Here is a 16894-nt window from a genome sequence, read left to right as displayed (position 1 = left end):
ATTCCAACCACCGCGCGGTTTTTTAGCCGCGCGGTCCCCCTCCCCTGAGATCAGGGGAGGCTCTTTATGAAGTGCACGGACGACCATCATGTCAAAACCCAAATCATTGTTCGAGAAGGTGTGGGAACGCCACATCGTTGAGGAAGAAGGTGCGGACAAGCCCGCCGTCCTCTACATCGACCTGCATCTGGTTCATGAGGTGACCAGTCCTCAGGCCTTTTCCGAACTGGATGCGCGCGGCCTGAAGGTACGTCGTCCCGATCGCACCTTTGCCACGCTCGATCACTCGATCCCGACGCTTGCCCCCGATGCCGACGGCAACCGCCCCTATGTGACAGCGCAGGCCAAGAAGCAGGTGGAAACGCTTGAGGCCAATGCCGCCAAAAACGGTCTGCGCCTGTTCGGCTATGAGGCCGAAAACCGCGGCGTCGTCCACGTCATCGGGCCGGAAATGGGCCTGACCCAGCCGGGCTTCACGGTCGTCTGCGGCGATTCGCACACCTCGACCCACGGCGCTTTCGGCTGCATCGCCTTCGGCATCGGCACCTCGGAAGTCGGCCACGTTCTGGCCACCCAGTGCCTCGCTCAGCGTAAGCCCAAGACCATGCGCATCAACATCACCGGCGCGCTGCAACCGGGCGTGACGGGCAAGGACGTGGCGCTGACCGTCATCAACACGCTGGGCTTCTCCGGCGGCACGGGCTATGCGCTCGAATATGCCGGGCCGGTCATCGAAGCGCTCGACATGGAAGGCCGCATGACGGTCTGCAACCTGTCGATCGAAGCGGGCGCGCGCTGCGGCATGATCGCCCCTGACCAGAAGACGGTCGAATGGCTGCGCGGCCGCGAATACGTGCCGCAAGGCGCGGCCTTTGACGAAGCCGCCACCCAGTGGCTGACGCTGAAGTCCGACGACGGTGCCGTGTTTGATAAGGAAATCACCATCGACGGTTCGGCCATCGAACCCATGGCCACCTGGGGCACCTCGCCCGATCAGGGTGCGCCCATCGTCAAGGGCGTTCCCGTGGCCGCGAACGAAGACGAAGAACGCGCGCTGAAATACATGGGCTTCACCGGCGGCGAGGCCCGCGAGGTGGAGAAGGTCGATGTGGTCTTCATCGGTTCGTGCACCAATGGCCGCATGGCCGATCTGCGCGCCGCCGCTGCCATCATGAAGGGTCGCAAGGTCGCGCCGGGCGTGCGCGCCCTGATCGTGCCGGGTTCGGAATGGGTGCGCGTCGAAGCCGAAAAGGAAGGCCTGCATCAGATCTTCCTCGAAGCCGGTGCGGAATGGCGTCTGCCGGGCTGCTCGATGTGTATTGCCATGAACGGCGACTTCGTGCTGCCGGGGCAACTGGCCGTTTCGACCTCGAACCGCAATTTCGAAGGCCGTCAGGGCCCCGGCTCGCGCACGGTTCTGGCCTCACCGGCCACCGCCGCGGCCTCGGCCATTGCCGGTCATGTGGCCGACCCCCGTCAATTCATGCAACTGCAACCCGCGTAAGAAAGCCCCCCACCACCCCGCCGTTTCACGGCGCGGTCCCCCTCCCCGGCACGCCGGGGAGGTATGATCGAAAAAGCGCTCTTTTACCTCCCCAGCTTGCTGGGGAGGGGGACCCTGAGCGCAGCGACTGGGGGTGGGGGCTCTTATGAAATGGAAAAGACCATGTCCAACCAAGAACCCGTCAACAGCTTCTCCTCACGCATCGTCGTCCTGCCGGAAGCCAATATCGACACCGACCAGATCATCCCCGCGCGCTTCCTGACCACGACCACCAAGGCCGGTCTGGGCAAGGTCGCCTTCAACGACTGGCGCTACACTGCCGACGGCTCGAACAAGCCACACATCCTCAATGAGATCGACCCGACCGAGCACCGCGTGCTGGTCGCCGGCAACAATCTCGGCTGCGGCTCGTCGCGCGAACACGCCCCGTGGGCGCTGATGGATTATGGCTTCAAGGCCGTCATCTCGACCGAGATCGCCGACATCTTCAAGTCGAACAGCCTGAAAAACGGCCTGTTGCCGGTCGTGGTGTCGCCCGAAATCCACGACAAGCTGACGCAAAACCCGCAGCAGCGCGTCACCATCGACCTCGAATCCTGCACCCTGACGCTGGAAGACGGCACCACCGTCACCTTCCAGGTCGAAGCCTTCGCGCGCCAATGCCTGCTGGAAGGCGTCGATGCCATGGGCTGGCTGTTGAAGCGCCTGCCGGAAATCGAAGCCTACGAAAAAACAAACAATAAAGCTGCCTGAGCCCTTACTGCGTCACATACTGGAAAATTATTATGTCCACCTTCAACATCGTCGTGCTGCCGGGTGACGGCATCGGTCCCGAAGTCGCCGCCGCGGGCGTGTCCGCGCTGAAGGCCATCGGTGAGGTCTATGGCCACACCTTCAACTTCGAAGAAAAGCTGATCGGCGGCATCGCCATTGATGAGCGAAACGACCCCTACCCCGCCGATACCGACGCCGCCTGTCTGGCCGCCGATGCGGTGCTGCTGGGGGCGGTCGGCGGTCCGAAGTGGGACCTGCAACCCAAGCGCCCGGAGCAGGGCCTTCTGGCCGTGCGCAAGTCGATGGGTCTGTTCGCCAATCTGCGCCCGATGGACGTCCCGGCCTCGCAGGCCTTCCGCTCGCCGCTGAAAGAAGAGATCGTGTCGGGTGCCGACATGCTGATTGTGCGCGAACTGACCGGTGGTCTCTATTTCGGCAAGCAGACCCGCACCGAAGACCGCGCCGTCGATGAATGTGTCTATACGGTCGAGGAAATCGAGCGCGTCGCCCGCGTCGCCTTTGAAGCCGCCCGCAAGCGTCGCAACAAGGTCACCTCGGTCGATAAGGCCAATGTCATCGAGACCTCGCGTCTGTGGCGCGAAACGGTCATCAAGCTGCACAAGGCGGAATATGCGGATGTCGAGCTGGAGCACGCTCTGGTCGATTCGATGGCCATGCACCTCGTCACCCGTCCGAAGGCGTTTGACGTGATCGTCACCGAAAACATGTTCGGCGACATCCTGTCCGACCTCGCCTCGGTGCTGCCGGGTTCGATCGGTCTGCTGGGCTCGGCCTCGCTGGGCTCCGGTAAAGGCCTCTACGAGCCGATCCACGGCTCGGCCCCGGACATTGCGGGCAAGGACCTCGCCAACCCCATAGGCACGCTGAAGTCCGTGGCCATGATGCTGCGCTTCTCGCTCAATCTGAGCGCTGAAGCCGACGCGCTGGACGCCGCCATCGAAGCGGTGATCAAGGCCGGGCAACTGACCCGCGATCTGGGCGGTACGCTGGCCGGTTCGGAAGTCACCAAAGCGATCGTGGCGCAAATCCACGCGGCCAAGGTCGCAGCGTAAGCGCTTCGCACAATTGCAAATACAAAACCCCGCCGGAGCATTCCGGCGGGGTTTTGTTATGTCAGGGCCTCCCGTAACGCCGCCTCGTCCAGACCCTCGACCTCGATCTGCTTGAGGCGCGACGTATCTCCGGCCAGCAGCGACAGGCGCGATTTGGGCAGCTTCAACCGCTTGGCCATAAAGGCGATCAGGGCGTCATTGGCGCGACCCTCTATCGGCGGCGCGGTGACGCGCACCTTGAGATAGGGCCGCCCCTGCTCATCCGCCTCCCAGCCATCGACGCGATCCGCCGCCGCCTTGGGCGTCAGCCGCACGACCAGCCGGGCCAATTACATACCCGTCAGGCCATAGAGGCTGGCGCGCGCCATCGGAAGCAGGAAGCGCTGCATCCCCTGAATGATCAGGATGGCGATAATCGGACTGATGTCGATGCCTCCCAGATTGGGGATGACACGACGGAAAGGCTCGAGGATCGGATAGGTCAGGCGATCCAGCATTTCCATGAAGCGGTACACGCCGGGATTACGGGTATTGATGACGTTGAACGCCACCAGCCAGCTCAGGATCGCGCTGATGATGATGACCCACACCGCGAAAGACAAAATACCGTTGAGGACGAAGAAGACGAAATCGATCATGAAAAACCCTTGGCACCCGGCATGTCCGGCTTTTTGTGAATATAGCGGTGCCGACAGCTATAACAAGTCAAACCCGACTTGACAGTCTCCGGCGTTCGATTAAAAGACGCCTTCCACAAGGAATGGGGCTATAGCTCAGTTGGTAGAGCGCCTCGTTCGCAATGAGGAGGCCAGCGGTTCGAATCCGCTTAGCTCCACCATTTCTTGCTCGACCTCACGCCCGCCGCGCTTCCCGCCGGCGGGCGTCGGTTTATTCGCCGCCTCTCAAACTCACGCCGCCAGATAGCTTTTGAGGAAGGCCTCGTGCGTCGGCATGGCATCGACCGTGCGGGCGATGTTGGTCTTAAGACCCTCCAGCGCCTGACGCAGTTGCGCCTCGCTCATCAGTTGGCCAATGGCGTGGTGCGATTGCGGCTCAAGCCTTTGGCCCAGCAGCACCTGCACCCACGAATCGACGCGGAACAGATCATCGGCCGCCTGCCAGGCGTGACCGTGTTCGCGGAACATCTCTAGCCGCTCGGTCAGGCTGTCGGGCACGCTCATCTCGCGCCGTTCGCGCCAGAAGGCCGTGTCGTCGCGCTGGGTCAGCTTGTAGTGCAGGATCACGAAGTCGCGCACCTTCTCGATTTCACGACGCGCAATCTCGTTATAATGGTCGCTGACCGCCTCGGTGATGCCGCCGAAGGGGAACATCTGGATCAGGCGCGTCACGGCGATCTGGAACAGGTGGATGCTGGTCGATTCCAGCGGCTCGATAAAGCCGCTCGACAGGCCGACCGTCAGGCAGTTCTTGTTCCATATCTTGTTGCGCCGCCCGGTGCGGTAGCGGATCAGGCGCGGCTCGGTCAGGGGCTCCCCATCGACCAGTGACAGCAGGCGTTCGCGCGACGCCTCATCCGATAGGTGCCCGCTGGCATAGACCAGCCCGTTGCCCACACGGTTCTGTAGCGGGATGCGCCAGCGCCAGCCTTCGCCGTGCGCAATGGCGCGCGTATAGGGATCGAGCCGCCCGGATGGCGCGGTCTGCACGGCCAGCGCCCGATCGGTGGGCAGCCAGTGGCTCCAGTCCTCAAAACCGGTCTTCAGCGTCTCTTCGATCAGAAGCCCCTTAAAGCCCGTGCAGTCGATAAACAGGTCTCCGTCGATCACCTCACCCGACTCCAGCGCCAGCGCCGTGATAAACCCGGTATCGGCGTCCTGACGCACCTCACGGATGCGGCCTTCGATGCGCCTGGCCCCGTGCGCTTCGCTGAATTGCCTCAGGAACCGCCCATACAGCACAGCGTCGAAATGATAGGCGTAGTTGATGCGCGCCGTATCCGAGGTGAAGAACTTGCCCTCTTCCGCCGCCCGCAGCTCAAAACAATAGTCGCCGAGATCGCCGCCAAAGCCCTTATCACGCGCCGCCATCCACACATGGTGAAACGGGGCCATCCAGTTGGATTTGCCGATCTCACCGAAGGAGTGGATGTAGCGGTCGCCGTCGCGCGCCCAGTTTTCAAAGGCGATGCCCAGCTTATAGGTGGCATTGGTCGCCTTGAGGAAGGCGCGTTCATCTATGCCCAGAAAGTGATGGAAGGTGCGGGCCGTGGGGATGGTCGCCTCCCCCACCCCGACAATACCGATCTCTTCCGACTCGATCAGGGTAATATCGATCAGCGTCCCCAAAAGCTTCGACAGGGCCGCCGCCGCGCACCATCCGGCCGTGCCGCCGCCGGCAATGACTACCTTTTTGACCGGTTGCATGTCTCTTCCCTCAGCGATTTAATTTTTGCAGAAGTTGCGCCCGCAGGCGTCTGGCCGTCATGTCGTTCAGCGTCCCCAGTGCGCCGCGCGCCGCTTCGGGGATATGCGCGCCCGCCTGCTCGGCCGGGCCGAAGATGTAATAGTCGAACAGCGCCTTCCAGGCGTCCTTTTCCGGCTGGGGCCGATCGCGCAGGCTCAATAGGCCGTGCAGCAGGGTGTTCATCGGCGTGTCCATGAAGGCCGGAGAGGTGTTCCACCAGTAGTTCACCAGAATGTTGAACGGTGCCAGCGCCTCAACGTGGTGCCACCACAGCGCCGGATAAAAGAGGACATCGCCCGGTTCCATATCAGCCACCTGACCGGCGGCTTCGGCGTCGCGGAAGCTCGGGAAGCGGTCATAGTCGGGATCACGGAAATCGACCAGACTGACCACCTGACCGCCGGGCGTCGGCTCCAGCGGGCCGGGATAGAGGTTGGCGACCTGATCCGGCGGGAACAGGGTAAAGCGCCGCTGCCCGGCGACGCAAACCGCGATATTGTGCGACATGTCGAAATGGCAGGTCGCCGTGGTGCGGTTGCCGATCCAGATACTGGCCAAAGGCGGATTAGCCACGAACATGGGATGGTTCAGGCTCAGGTCGTTGCCCGCCTCACGCAGGCCCGGCAGGTACAGACCCAGATCGGTCGAGCCGATATAGAAGGACGGCGGCGCAGGGTCGTCGAGATGCGCCGCCACCTCTTCGAGAAACGCGCTGAGGTCGGTGCGCGCGGCGGTGAAATTGAGCCCCGCCATATCGTCGCGGTAGAAGAAGCGGCCACCAATCTCCTGCGCGCCCGTATAGGCGGTCACCGGCCGTCCATGATAGAAGCGGCGCAAAAGGTCCATCGCCGCCGCAGCGCTCTTTACCCCCTCACGCACCAAAGGCCAGTCGCGCGCCACACCCTTGAGGATGACCGGCTTTTGCGCGGCCATAAGTTCATCAAACGCAATGGCGTCCGGCGCAATACCGGTCACGACCTCCGTACGGCGGGTAATCGCAGCCATCAGAGCGCGGCCCGCTTGCGGTTCTTCAGCTCAATAATGCGGGCCATATTGCCCATCGAGCCCACGATCTGAAAGGCCAGCGCCAGGAAACCGGCGCGGTTCAGGCGTTCCAGCGCCTCTCCGCTGAGCTGCGACAGGGCCTCCTGACTGATGGAGAACAGCCCCGGCATCTTGTATTCGGTGGTGTCGTCGAGGCGGATGGCGATTTCGACCGGCGCGATCAGGCCCTCGGCCTGAAACGCCGCGAACATCGGCGTATTGAGTTCGACGCCCTGATGGATAGTGCGCAGCGCCCGCATATGGCGTTCCAGAGCGGGCGCGTTACCGCCGTGCGGGAGGAATACGGGTTCGCCCTCGCTGCGGCTGAGGCGCGGGTGGTCGAGATCGACCATCAGCATGGGCTGGTCGTCGTTCATGCCAATCAGGAAGGGACCACGATTGCTCATGGCCGGAACGTGGCGTGCCTGCCACTGACCGTCGGCCAAAAACAGGTTTTCGTCCTTATCGAGGCCCAGCAGGGCATAGGTCTGAAAGCCGCCGTTTTCCGTCTCCCGGAAATAGAGCGGATAGTCGCGCTGAAGCTCGGCAAATTCGGTCGCAAAGACGGGGATTTCATTTAACGCGTCGCCAAAATGCGAGCCGTGGCCGGCGATGACCCTCAGGTCGTGATGCTGGACATTGTCGAGAAGGACGGCGTTGGGCATGGAAGTACTTTCACAAATACATAGAACTTACCCCGCCCGTCTCAAACAGCAAGATGCCAGGCGACAGGGCGGAAGGCAGCAAAGGCCGCGGTTCCCCGCGGCCTTTGCCGTTTACGCACGTAAAGCTCTTATCAGAACTTGTAGCGGACGCCGATCTGATAACGGGTGTCCAGTTCCTGAGCGAAGTAGAGGTTGGTGGTATCACGTCCGTACTGACGGATGTGTTCCTTGGTCAGATTCAGACCTTCAAAGGTGATCTGAATGTTCGGCGTCACAGAGTAGTTGACCGAAGCGTCCAGAACGCCGAAGGCCTCGAAGTACTGCGGGTCACCCTGCGCGCCAACATTGGTGTTGGCGATGTACTTGTCGCGCCAGTTATAGGCCAGACGACCCGACAGCGGCCCCTTATCGTAGATCAGGGTGACGTTGTACGTGTCCGACAGACCGAGAAGCGGGAACTGAAGCGTGCCCGGTGCCGCCGAATTGTCGAAGCCGATGTCGCCATCGACCGTCGTCAGGCTGCCCGAAACGCCCCAGCCGGTGTTGCCGAAGAAGTGCTGGAAGGCCAGTTCGAAGCCGTGGATATTCGCGGTCTTGTTATTGACCGGGATAGCGGTGTCGAAGTTGAACAGCGGATCGTTGGCATTGGCGGTAATGTCGTAGGCGGCGAGGATCTGATCCACGAAGGCCTGATTGAGGTTACCGCCGGTAGAGTTGGCGGTGTACTCGTTCTTGGCGGCCGTCGTGTTGCCGTTGTTCTTGATAACCAGAGCGGTCATGGTGAACAGGTTGACGTCGGTCGGCGATTGACCCAGTTCGCTGAGCGCAGTCTTGGCCGTGCCGGAGCGCGAGCCAGCCGTAGCAGCGGTCGGGTCACGCAGGCTGAACAGGTTCTGCGTCACGCGGCCGGTACCGATGAAGTTCGCCACGTCCTTGTTATAGAAGCCGAGCGACACATAGTTGGCTGGGCCGTAGTACCATTCCGCCGAGAAGTCGATGTTCGACGATTCCAGCGGCAGCAGGGCCGGGTTACCCGAAGAGGCCGTCGGGTTGGTCCCGTTGGCGGTCGGACGCGGCGGCGTGTTGACCGTCGTCGTAGCGTACATGTTGCCATAGGCCGCACGCGCGATGGTCTTGGAGTACGAGGCCCGCAGGGTCACGTCAGCACGCACATTCCACGTGATATCGAGGTTCGGCAGCCAGTTGTCGTAATCCGCCTGGCTGCTGAGGGTCGACACGCCCGTGCCGAAGTCGACGGCAAAGTCGTTATCGGCGGTCCAGCGGATGGCGGTCGGAACGCTTTGCAGAGCCGAAGCCGTCACATTGGTTTTTTCATAACGCAGACCGGCGACCACTCCGACCGGCTTACCGAGGAAGTCGCCCTTAAGGGTCAACTGACCATAGATCGCCTTGATCTCTTCTTCGATGGTGTTGGCCGTCAAAGAGGTGGTCGGCAGCGACTGATTATAGCCCTTGGCCAGAGCGCGGTAGATGTCGAGGGCATTGCCACGGAAGGCCACGTTCGACTGACCCGGCGTGAAGTCCTGGAACAGGCCACCCAGATCATAGGTCGTGATCATGCCGGGCGCATACTGCGCCACGTCACCGGGACGCGAAATGCCCCAGTCACCCAGCGCCTGATAGGTCGAACCCGTCGTGGTCGTCATGGTCGACTTCAGCAGGTCAACACCGCCGTCAAAGCGGCTTTCACCGTCGAAGTCATAGGCGAAATCGACCTTGAATTCGTCGATCTTGTTAGTCTGGCTGTTGGTCCAGGTACGACCAACCTGAGACCCCAGATCGCCCGCGTCGAGACGACCGTTATTGTTGCCACGCAACGCATCATTGATGGTGTACTTCTGGATCGGGATTTCACCGCGGAAGTCAACCGAGTGCGAGGCAATGACCGGGGCGCCAATGGAGATGGCGACAGTGGTCGAACCGTCCGGGTTGTTCGGCAGCACCTTGCCTTCCGACGAATGGGCGTCGAAGGTCAGGCTCATCTTGTCGTTGATGTCCCACTTGGCGTTGAAGCCCAGCGACTTCAGGGTGCTCTTCAGGCTGACCAGTTGCTGTTCGAAGCCGATATCCTTCACGCCCGACAGGTTTTCCTGAAGGAACAGCGCGTTGTAGATGCCCGAATCGCCCTTCTCGAAGACGATCTGGTCGAACGGACGGTTGAACCAGTTGGTTTGTTCCGCACGCCGTTCGGTCGCTTCGTTCTGCACGTAGAGGGCATCGGCGGTGAACAGCCAGTTTTCGACCGGACGCCATTGCGCTGTCGCCACGAGGTTGCTGCGCTCATTATGCGTTTCAGACAGGGCGTAACGGCTGTCGTTCGGATAGGCGACCAGCGCACCGGCGGGCGGCGGGTTGGTGATCTGCGTCAGCAGTGTCGTCTGGTTGGAGGCGTAACGAAGACGGCCGCTGGAGGCGCTGTAGAATTGATCGCGGGGATCAAGGTTCCAGCTGTTCTGGGTGGCCTGACGGGTCGCGACGTCCTTCTCGGCGAACTGACCGAACAGGGCCACGCCGAAGGTGTTATCTTCGTTCGTCCACTTATAGGTACCGGCGATTTCCGGCGTCCAGTCCTTGCCGTCGATCAGGTTTTCGCCGTGCACAGCCTTGGCCGAGATCGAGCCCGAGGCCCCGGCCTTGCCGATCGGACGCAGGGTCTTGATGTTCAGCGTGGCACCGATACCGCCTGAGGCAATATTGGCCTTACCGGTCTTGTACACTTCGAAGCCCGACACGCCGTCAGAGGCGATGCTTGAGAAGTCGAAGTTACGCGAACCGCCGCCCGCAGTGCCGTTACCCGAACCCACGGCGTTGATCTGCGCTGCCGGCATCACGCGCCCGTTCAGGGTCACGAGGTTGAAGCCCGGACCGAAGCCGCGCACGGTAACGGTCGAACCTTCGCCATTGGTGCGGTCAATCGACACGCCCGGAATGCGCTGAACCGATTCGGCCAGGTTGGTGTCCGGATACTTACCGATGTCTTCCGACGTAATGGCGTCCACCACGCCCGTAGCGTTGCGCTTGACGTTCATCGAGCGTTGCAGCGAGCCGCGCACACCCGTAACCACCACGGTTTCGATATTGTCGCTAGACGCAGGCGCTTCCTGCGCAAAGGCGGCTCCGGCCAGCATCGCCATACCGGACGCGCTGCACAAGACCACATTACGAATCACGCGACGCGCGCCGCGAGAAGACGCACCGAAATTCGGTGAAGTCATGATTTCCTCCCAGAAGTTGGATATTTTTACTAATGAAAACGCTTTTTGGATACGTGATTTCGCCGTCGGTTTTACTCTTAACGGAAAAACCACGTTACTGATTGACACATAGCGGCCCGCCATCCATGCTGAATGGCAGCGGCTCAGTTTCTCGGCAAAGTCGGAAAACCCTGCGCGCTCTTCCCTCTGCGACTTGAGTCGCTTATTGTGGGAGGTAGCGCTAACATGACAACGCTGTCCTTTCTACTGCTTATTTTGAATTTTTCATCATCGTTTTTCCTCGTTGCCTTAATGTCACAACCGCGAGTTAACCCTGCGTACCCCTCGGCGTGCCCACCAGCCCCCCCTTATAAAAAAAACTTATCCATAATATAAAAATTATAGATTTGTCTTTTGCATCGAAATGGGGAATACAGCATCGTCCATTCACGAAAGGATTTCCCCAATGGCCCTCATCAATACCCCGATCAAGCCCTTCAAAGCCACCGCGTACAAGGAAGGCAAGTTCGTCGATATTTCCGATGCCGATACCAAGGGCAAGTGGTCGATCTTCTTCTTCTATCCCGCTGACTTCACCTTCGTCTGCCCGACCGAGCTGGAAGACCTGGCCGGTATCTATCCGGAGCTGCAAAAGCTGAACGTCGAAGTCTATTCGGTCTCGACCGACACCCACTTCTCGCACAAGGCCTGGCACGACACCTCGCCCGCCATCGGCAAGATCAACTACTACATGGTCGGCGATCAGTCGGGCACCCTCACCAACAATTTCGACGTGATGCGTCCAGGCGTCGGCCTAGCCGACCGCGCCACCTTCCTCGTCGATCCGGAAGGCATCATCCAGTTCATGGAAATCACCTCGGAAGGCGTGGGCCGCAACGCCACCGAACTGTTCCGCAAGGTGAAGGCGGCTCAATACGTCGCTTCGCACCCCGGCGAAGTCTGCCCGGCCAAGTGGGAAGAGGGTGAAAAGACCCTGGCCCCGTCGCTGGACCTCGTTGGGAAGATCTAGAGCGCAATCCGATAAAGTGGACACCACTTTTCGGAAAAATTGCGCGACCAAACAAAAACTTGGAGCCATTCGGCGGCTCATCTTAGCCGACGAAGGCTCTAAGGCGCGCATGGGGGGAGGCCCGCCTCCCCCCATGTCCCCCCGCACCCACGTCATTTTCTTTATCCGGGCTTTGCGGAGCCCGCATATAGACAATGATTTTCACGACAATTTACGGAGTACGCCATGCTTGACGACGGCATGAAGGCCCAACTGAAGGCCTATCTCGAAAACCTGCGCACGCCGATCGAACTGGTGGCGCACACCGATGATCAGCCCAAGTCGCGTGAACTGGTCGATCTGCTCGAAGACATCGTGGCCGCCTCGCCCAAGGTGACCCTGACCGTCTCGTCCGGCGGTGAGCGTGTGCCGTCCTTCGACATCGTGCGCAGCGGCAGCCCAGAGGTCGCCGTGACCTTTGCCGGCCTGCCCATGGGCCATGAGTTCACCTCGCTGGTGCTGGCGCTTCTGTGGGTCGGCGGCCACCCGCCCAAGGTCGAGGCCGAGGTGATCGAACAGGTCAAGGCGCTCGATATCGACGGCGAACTGCGCTTTGAAACCTACTTCTCCCTGTCGTGCCAGAACTGCCCCGACGTGGTGCAGGCGCTGAGCCTGATGAGCGTGCTGAACCCCAAGATAAAGCACGTCGCCATTGACGGTGCCCTGTTCAAGGACGAGGTCGAGCAGCGTCAGGTCATGGCCGTGCCGACCATCCTGCTCAACGGTCAGCCCTTTGGTCAGGGCCGCATGGGTCTGGAGCAGATTCTGGCCAAGCTCGACACCGGTGCCCAATCGCGTGAAGCCGAAAAGATCAGCGCCAAGTCGGAATTCGACGTGCTGGTCGTCGGCGGTGGCCCCGCCGGGGCTTCGGCCGCCATCTATGCGGCGCGCAAAGGTATCCGCACCGGCGTCGTGGCCGAACGCTTCGGCGGTCAGGTGCTCGACACCATGGACATCGAGAACTTCATCTCGGTGCCGCACACCGAAGGCCCGAAGCTCGCCACCGCCCTGGAGCAGCACGTCAAGGACTATGAGGTCGATATCATGAACCTCCAGACGGCGACGCAATTGATCCCGGCAGCGACCCCCGGCGGCCTGATCGAGGTCAGGCTGCAAAGCGGGGCTTCGGTGAAGTCGCGGACCGTCATCCTTTCGACCGGGGCCCGCTGGCGCAATATGAATGTGCCCGGCGAAACCGAGTACAAGAACAAGGGCGTAGCCTACTGCCCGCACTGCGACGGCCCGCTGTTCAAGGGCAAGCGCGTGGCGGTCATCGGTGGCGGCAATTCGGGCGTAGAAGCGGCCATTGATCTGGCCGGCATCGTTGCCGAAGTGACACTGCTGGAGTTTGCCGCCGAACTGCGCGCCGACGCGGTTCTGCAACGCAAGCTCTACAGCCTGCCGAACGTCAAGGTGCTGACCAATGCCCAGACGACCGAGGTCAAGGGCGACGGCAGCAAGGTAACGGGCCTGAGCTATAAGGATCGCCTGCACGACGTGACGCACGATATCGCGCTGGAAGGCATCTTTGTGCAGATCGGTCTGGTACCAAACACCGAATGGCTGAAAGGCACGCTGGCCCTGTCGAAGCATGGCGAGGTCGAGGTCAATGCCAAGGGCGAGACCTCACTGCCAGGCGTCTTCGCGGCGGGCGACTGCACCACCGTGCCCTATAAGCAGATCATCATCGCCATGGGCGAAGGCTCCAAGGCCTCGCTATCGGCCTTTGACCACCTGATCCGCAGCACGGCCCCGGCGGACGTTATCGCCGCCTGAGTCTGAAGGACTGAAACGAGAAAAGCCGCTTCCTGTGGGAGGCGGCTTTTTTTCATCAGATCGCTTCTCTTATCAGATCGCCTCAGGGCACTCAATATGGCAGATCGACAGTGCGCGGGTCAGGGCCACCTGAACGGCTTGCGTGATCATCAGGCGCGCGGGGTTGGCCACGCCGTCGCTGATCACCGGCACGCGGGTGTAGTAGGAGTTATAGATCGCCGCTACGTCCATCAGGTGACGCACCAGCACTGACGGATTGGCGGCTTTGGCGGCGGCCACCACCTTTTGCGGGATCTGCTGCACCTTCAGGAGCAGGTCGGCTTCCTGCGCGTCGATCTCATAGGTCACACCATCGATATTCGCCGTACCGCCGCCGTTTTTGCGCAAAATACTGCGCGCCCGACACGCCGCATAAACGACATAGGCCCCGCCTGAGCGTTCAAACCCGGCGATGGTGGCATCCATATCCGAGGCGTCGATTTCCACCGCGCCTTTCAGGTCCTGCTTGAGGTCATTAAACACGATAGAGCCGATGGCCAGCTCCTGCGCTGCGCGGCTCAGTTCGGCCTCATCGGAGTCCACCCTGTCGGACAGGCGGTTACGGAAATAGACCTGCGCCGCCGACAACAGGCCGATGACGTTCGACACCGACTGACGCGACGACAGCTTTTTGCCGGTCTTCGCATCGACGTAGAAACCGAAATAGACGTGCTGAAACGCGGTCTTCTCCGCGTCGGCAATCCCCGTCGCATAGGCCGAGCGGAACAGGCGGTTGAAGTGCACCTGCTGCTCCTGACCCACAACGTAAAAGACGTCAGTAGGGTCGAACATCTGCGCGCGCAGTTGGATGGCGCCCATATCGCGCGTCGAATAGATGCTCTGGCCGTCGGCACGACGCACCACGAAGCGCTCATTATTATCGAGCAGGACCACTGCCGCGCCGACGTCCTTGCGGATAGACTTTATCAGGGTGTCACGTTCGATTTCACCGATCTCGCTGGCGGCAAAACGCGCCTCTTCGATGGCGATGGCGGCTTCGGCATCGGCCTCGCTGAACACCACAGCCTTGCCCGACGCCAGCGCCGCTTCGACCACGGCATCGCCCGCCTGATAGTAGAAGCTCTCGCCCAGGACGAGGTCGAAGTGGATATTCAGCGCATCATAGAAGCCCTCGAACGACTGAAGGCTCCACTTGACCATTTCGATCCACAGGGCGACCTCATCGGCATTGCCCTGCTCCAGCGCCCGGAAGCGGGCATCTGATGCCGCCACATAGTCGGCGAAGGCAGATTTCAACAGTTCGAGATTTGTCGCATCAGGGAAATAGCGCCCGGCGATGGCGGCGTCTTCGGCGTCCCATCCATCGGAGGCCTTGCCGCCTTCGAGGATGCGCTCAACCGAGCGGCGGATCTTGTAGATTTCCAGCAGCTTGTCGTTATCGCCGAAATCCGCCGGGAAGACGGTACCAAACCGGCGATAGCCTTCCAGCATGAAGCCGAAACCGCCAAAGTCATTGATATGGTTGACGCGGAAGGTGTCGGCCCCCGACCGCTCCCACAGGTTCGACAGCACATGCCCCACAATGGTCGAGCGGATATGCCCGGCGTGCAGCGTCTTGGCGACATTGGGCGATGAGTAATCGACCACTGCCGAACGCCCCCTGAGCGCGTCGGAATCGCCAAAATGCGCGCCGATTTCGGTCACGGCCTGCGCCCCGCTGAGCATCCAGCCATCGGACAGGGTCAGATTGATATACATGCCCTTGGTTTCGAGCTTGGCAATGGCGTCGGCAAAGTCCGTCCCGGTGAGGATGTCCACGATCCACGGCAGGTGGTTGGCCATAAAACCCTTCGGCCCGCCGTCCTTCAGCAGTTGCGGAAAGCGCAGGGCAATATCGCCGCCCATCTTGGTGCGGTCGATCAGGTCGAACTTGATATCGAGCGCATACCCCACCTTCGCCGACAGGGCGTCGGTGATGCGCTTTTCCAGTTGCGGCAGGGGATAGGCGTCAAAAGCCACCGAAGCCGCGGCCGCGCGCTCACGGCGGTAACGCGCGACAAAGGCGTTGACCTCCGACAGGCGTGACGAATTGACCTCAGCGAGCGCGTTCATGGGAATCCCCTGTACTGAACAATACCAACGTCCGAAGGTGCTGACCGCACCCGGCCGTTGAAGACACGAGACGGTCTCATATTTATCAGCGACATGAGACCGTCTCGAATGGAATACCAAGAGTCATTTTCAATGACCCTTGGTATAGGGGCCTGCATCTATGGCAAACGCGCCCCAATATCAAGGATCACGCTTATCCCCTCTTTGCGCCACGCTGGCGCTTGCCTCTCTCGCCCTTACCTTTACGGCGTTAAGCTTGGGGTTCAATGGAGACGAACCCCATGATCCAGACCATACGCATCGTCAGGGCCTTCTGTGACGGCTTCCTTCACCCCAAACGCTCGCTGAGCCATTGCCATCGTGAAGACCGCGCGGTGCGCGACAACCTCGCCGAAGATCAGGTGGACACCATGGTCGAAGATACCTTTCCGGCCTCAGACCCGCCCAGCACCTACTGAGCGGCAGGCGCACTTAATCACAGACCAATGATAGTATATATAGACCAAATTCCCTTTACTACGCCCCGACCCACGCCCCATTAATCGCAAAAAATCTGTCAAAAATTAAAAACTAAAATACTATTACTCTGATTTTATTTTTTATATACTGAAATTTTACTGATAATAAAAATATAAATAATCCATAAGCGTTTTAATAAAGCATTCACTCGCCTTTCCGGCGCCTCTATATTTCAAAAGATCGCGCGCGACGGTTGCCTTGCCATAAAAAAGGCCCTATTGTTTTCGCGGGCGTCGTGAAGGGCGGCGTCCGGTTTTTTGCGTGCTGTTTCCATATCGACATTCGCCTTCCCGGCTCTCTGCGGGCCGGCCGCACACGCATCGCGTAATCTCAGGGACACGTATGAAGATTCTGATTGTCGAGGACAATGAAGCTTTGGCCCAGACCACTGGCTGGATTATCGAAATGCTGGGCTATGATTGTCGCATCAGCCTGACGCCGCAGGCGGCGCTGACGGATGGTGAAGCCTATGTCCCCGACGTGGTGATGATGGATATCGGACTGCCCGGCATGAGCGGCTATGATCTGTGCCGGGAAATGCGTCAGAAGCCGGTTCATGCGGGGGCCGTTTTCGTTGCTCAGACCGGCTGGGATGAGCGCGAGCACCGCGAACAGTCCGCCGAGGCCGGTTTTGCGCACCACCTGACCAAGCCCGTCGATCTTCAGACCCTCGAATCCGTGCTGAACGCCATTGCGGCGGACATGCGCGTCTGATCTCC

The 16894-nt window shown here is 60.6% G+C and carries 14 protein-coding genes and 1 tRNA gene; 8 read left to right on the top strand and 7 right to left on the bottom strand.

All coding sequences use genetic code 11. The features are described 5' to 3' along the window. Positions 1 to 88: 88 nt before the first annotated feature. The 3 genes from leuC to leuB all read left to right on the top strand — a co-directional run bounded on the left by leuC (position 89) and on the right by leuB (position 3351). Complete coding sequence (gene leuC, locus AACH73_RS02625; protein WP_338735332.1) at positions 89 to 1504, top strand: 3-isopropylmalate dehydratase large subunit; 1416 nt, start codon at positions 89 to 91, stop codon at positions 1502 to 1504. Between the two features lie 162 nt (positions 1505 to 1666). After that, positions 1667 to 2257 carry a 3-isopropylmalate dehydratase small subunit gene (leuD, locus tag AACH73_RS02620; RefSeq protein ID WP_338735331.1) on the top strand — a complete coding sequence of 197 codons (591 nt, stop codon included), beginning with the start codon at positions 1667 to 1669 and terminating at the stop codon, positions 2255 to 2257. 32 nt (positions 2258 to 2289) lie between these two features. Then, positions 2290 to 3351 carry a 3-isopropylmalate dehydrogenase gene (gene leuB / locus AACH73_RS02615; RefSeq protein WP_338735330.1) on the top strand — a complete coding sequence of 354 codons (1062 nt, stop codon included), beginning with the start codon at positions 2290 to 2292 and terminating at the stop codon, positions 3349 to 3351. Positions 3352 to 3407: 56 nt separating this feature from the next. On the opposite strand, the gene AACH73_RS02610 is transcribed toward leuB, so the two are convergent. Further along, positions 3408 to 3680, bottom strand: a complete 273-nt coding sequence (locus AACH73_RS02610) for a DUF167 domain-containing protein (RefSeq protein WP_338735329.1) — start codon at positions 3678 to 3680, stop codon at positions 3408 to 3410. After that, positions 3681 to 3989 carry a YggT family protein gene (locus AACH73_RS02605; protein ID WP_272740759.1) on the bottom strand — a complete coding sequence of 103 codons (309 nt, stop codon included), beginning with the start codon at positions 3987 to 3989 and terminating at the stop codon, positions 3681 to 3683. A gap of 124 nt (positions 3990 to 4113) precedes the next feature. Between AACH73_RS02605 and AACH73_RS02600 the strand changes: the two genes are divergently transcribed. Further along, positions 4114 to 4189: transfer RNA gene (locus AACH73_RS02600), tRNA-Ala, on the top strand. 70 nt (positions 4190 to 4259) lie between these two features. Here AACH73_RS02600 and AACH73_RS02595 read toward each other — a convergent pair. The 4 genes from AACH73_RS02595 to AACH73_RS02580 all read right to left on the bottom strand — a co-directional run bounded on the left by AACH73_RS02595 (position 4260) and on the right by AACH73_RS02580 (position 10720). After that, positions 4260 to 5735 (bottom strand): tryptophan halogenase family protein, encoded by a 1476-nt coding sequence (locus AACH73_RS02595; RefSeq protein WP_338735328.1) that lies wholly within the window; start codon positions 5733 to 5735, stop codon positions 4260 to 4262. A 10-nt stretch (positions 5736 to 5745) separates the two neighbouring features. After that, positions 5746 to 6780, bottom strand: coding sequence for a cupin-like domain-containing protein (locus AACH73_RS02590; RefSeq protein ID WP_338735327.1), 1035 nt, complete (start codon positions 6778 to 6780; stop codon positions 5746 to 5748). Beyond that, positions 6780 to 7484, bottom strand: a complete 705-nt coding sequence (locus AACH73_RS02585; RefSeq protein ID WP_272740762.1) for a SapC family protein — start codon at positions 7482 to 7484, stop codon at positions 6780 to 6782. The genes AACH73_RS02590 and AACH73_RS02585 overlap by 1 nt, the downstream gene beginning before the upstream one ends. A gap of 131 nt (positions 7485 to 7615) precedes the next feature. Continuing rightward, positions 7616 to 10720, bottom strand: a complete 3105-nt coding sequence (locus AACH73_RS02580; protein ID WP_272740763.1) for a TonB-dependent receptor — start codon at positions 10718 to 10720, stop codon at positions 7616 to 7618. A 445-nt stretch (positions 10721 to 11165) separates the two neighbouring features. On the opposite strand from AACH73_RS02580, the gene ahpC reads away from it, so the two are divergent. After that, a complete protein-coding gene (ahpC, locus tag AACH73_RS02575; RefSeq protein ID WP_272740764.1) occupies positions 11166 to 11729 on the top strand; it encodes an alkyl hydroperoxide reductase subunit C in 564 nt (187 codons plus the stop codon). Positions 11730 to 11954: 225 nt separating this feature from the next. Beyond that, positions 11955 to 13544, top strand: a complete 1590-nt coding sequence (gene ahpF, locus AACH73_RS02570; protein ID WP_338735326.1) for an alkyl hydroperoxide reductase subunit F — start codon at positions 11955 to 11957, stop codon at positions 13542 to 13544. A gap of 72 nt (positions 13545 to 13616) precedes the next feature. Here the strand turns inward: ahpF and argS are convergent, their stop codons facing one another. Continuing rightward, complete coding sequence (gene argS / locus AACH73_RS02565) at positions 13617 to 15656, bottom strand: arginine--tRNA ligase (protein ID WP_338735325.1); 2040 nt, start codon at positions 15654 to 15656, stop codon at positions 13617 to 13619. Positions 15657 to 15937: 281 nt separating this feature from the next. Here argS and AACH73_RS02560 point away from each other — a divergent pair, with 281 nt between their 5' ends. After that, positions 15938 to 16114, top strand: a complete 177-nt coding sequence (locus tag AACH73_RS02560; protein ID WP_272740768.1) for a hypothetical protein — start codon at positions 15938 to 15940, stop codon at positions 16112 to 16114. Positions 16115 to 16517: 403 nt separating this feature from the next. Continuing rightward, positions 16518 to 16889 carry a response regulator gene (locus AACH73_RS02555; protein WP_338735324.1) on the top strand — a complete coding sequence of 124 codons (372 nt, stop codon included), beginning with the start codon at positions 16518 to 16520 and terminating at the stop codon, positions 16887 to 16889. Positions 16890 to 16894: the final 5 nt, after the last annotated feature.

The sequence above is a fragment of the Asticcacaulis sp. DW145 genome, from assembly GCF_037101385.1.
Classification (GTDB): Bacteria; Pseudomonadota; Alphaproteobacteria; order Caulobacterales; family Caulobacteraceae; genus Asticcacaulis; species Asticcacaulis currens.
Note: the sequence above shows the minus strand (reverse complement) of the source record. Positions and strands in the feature narration are given on the sequence as shown.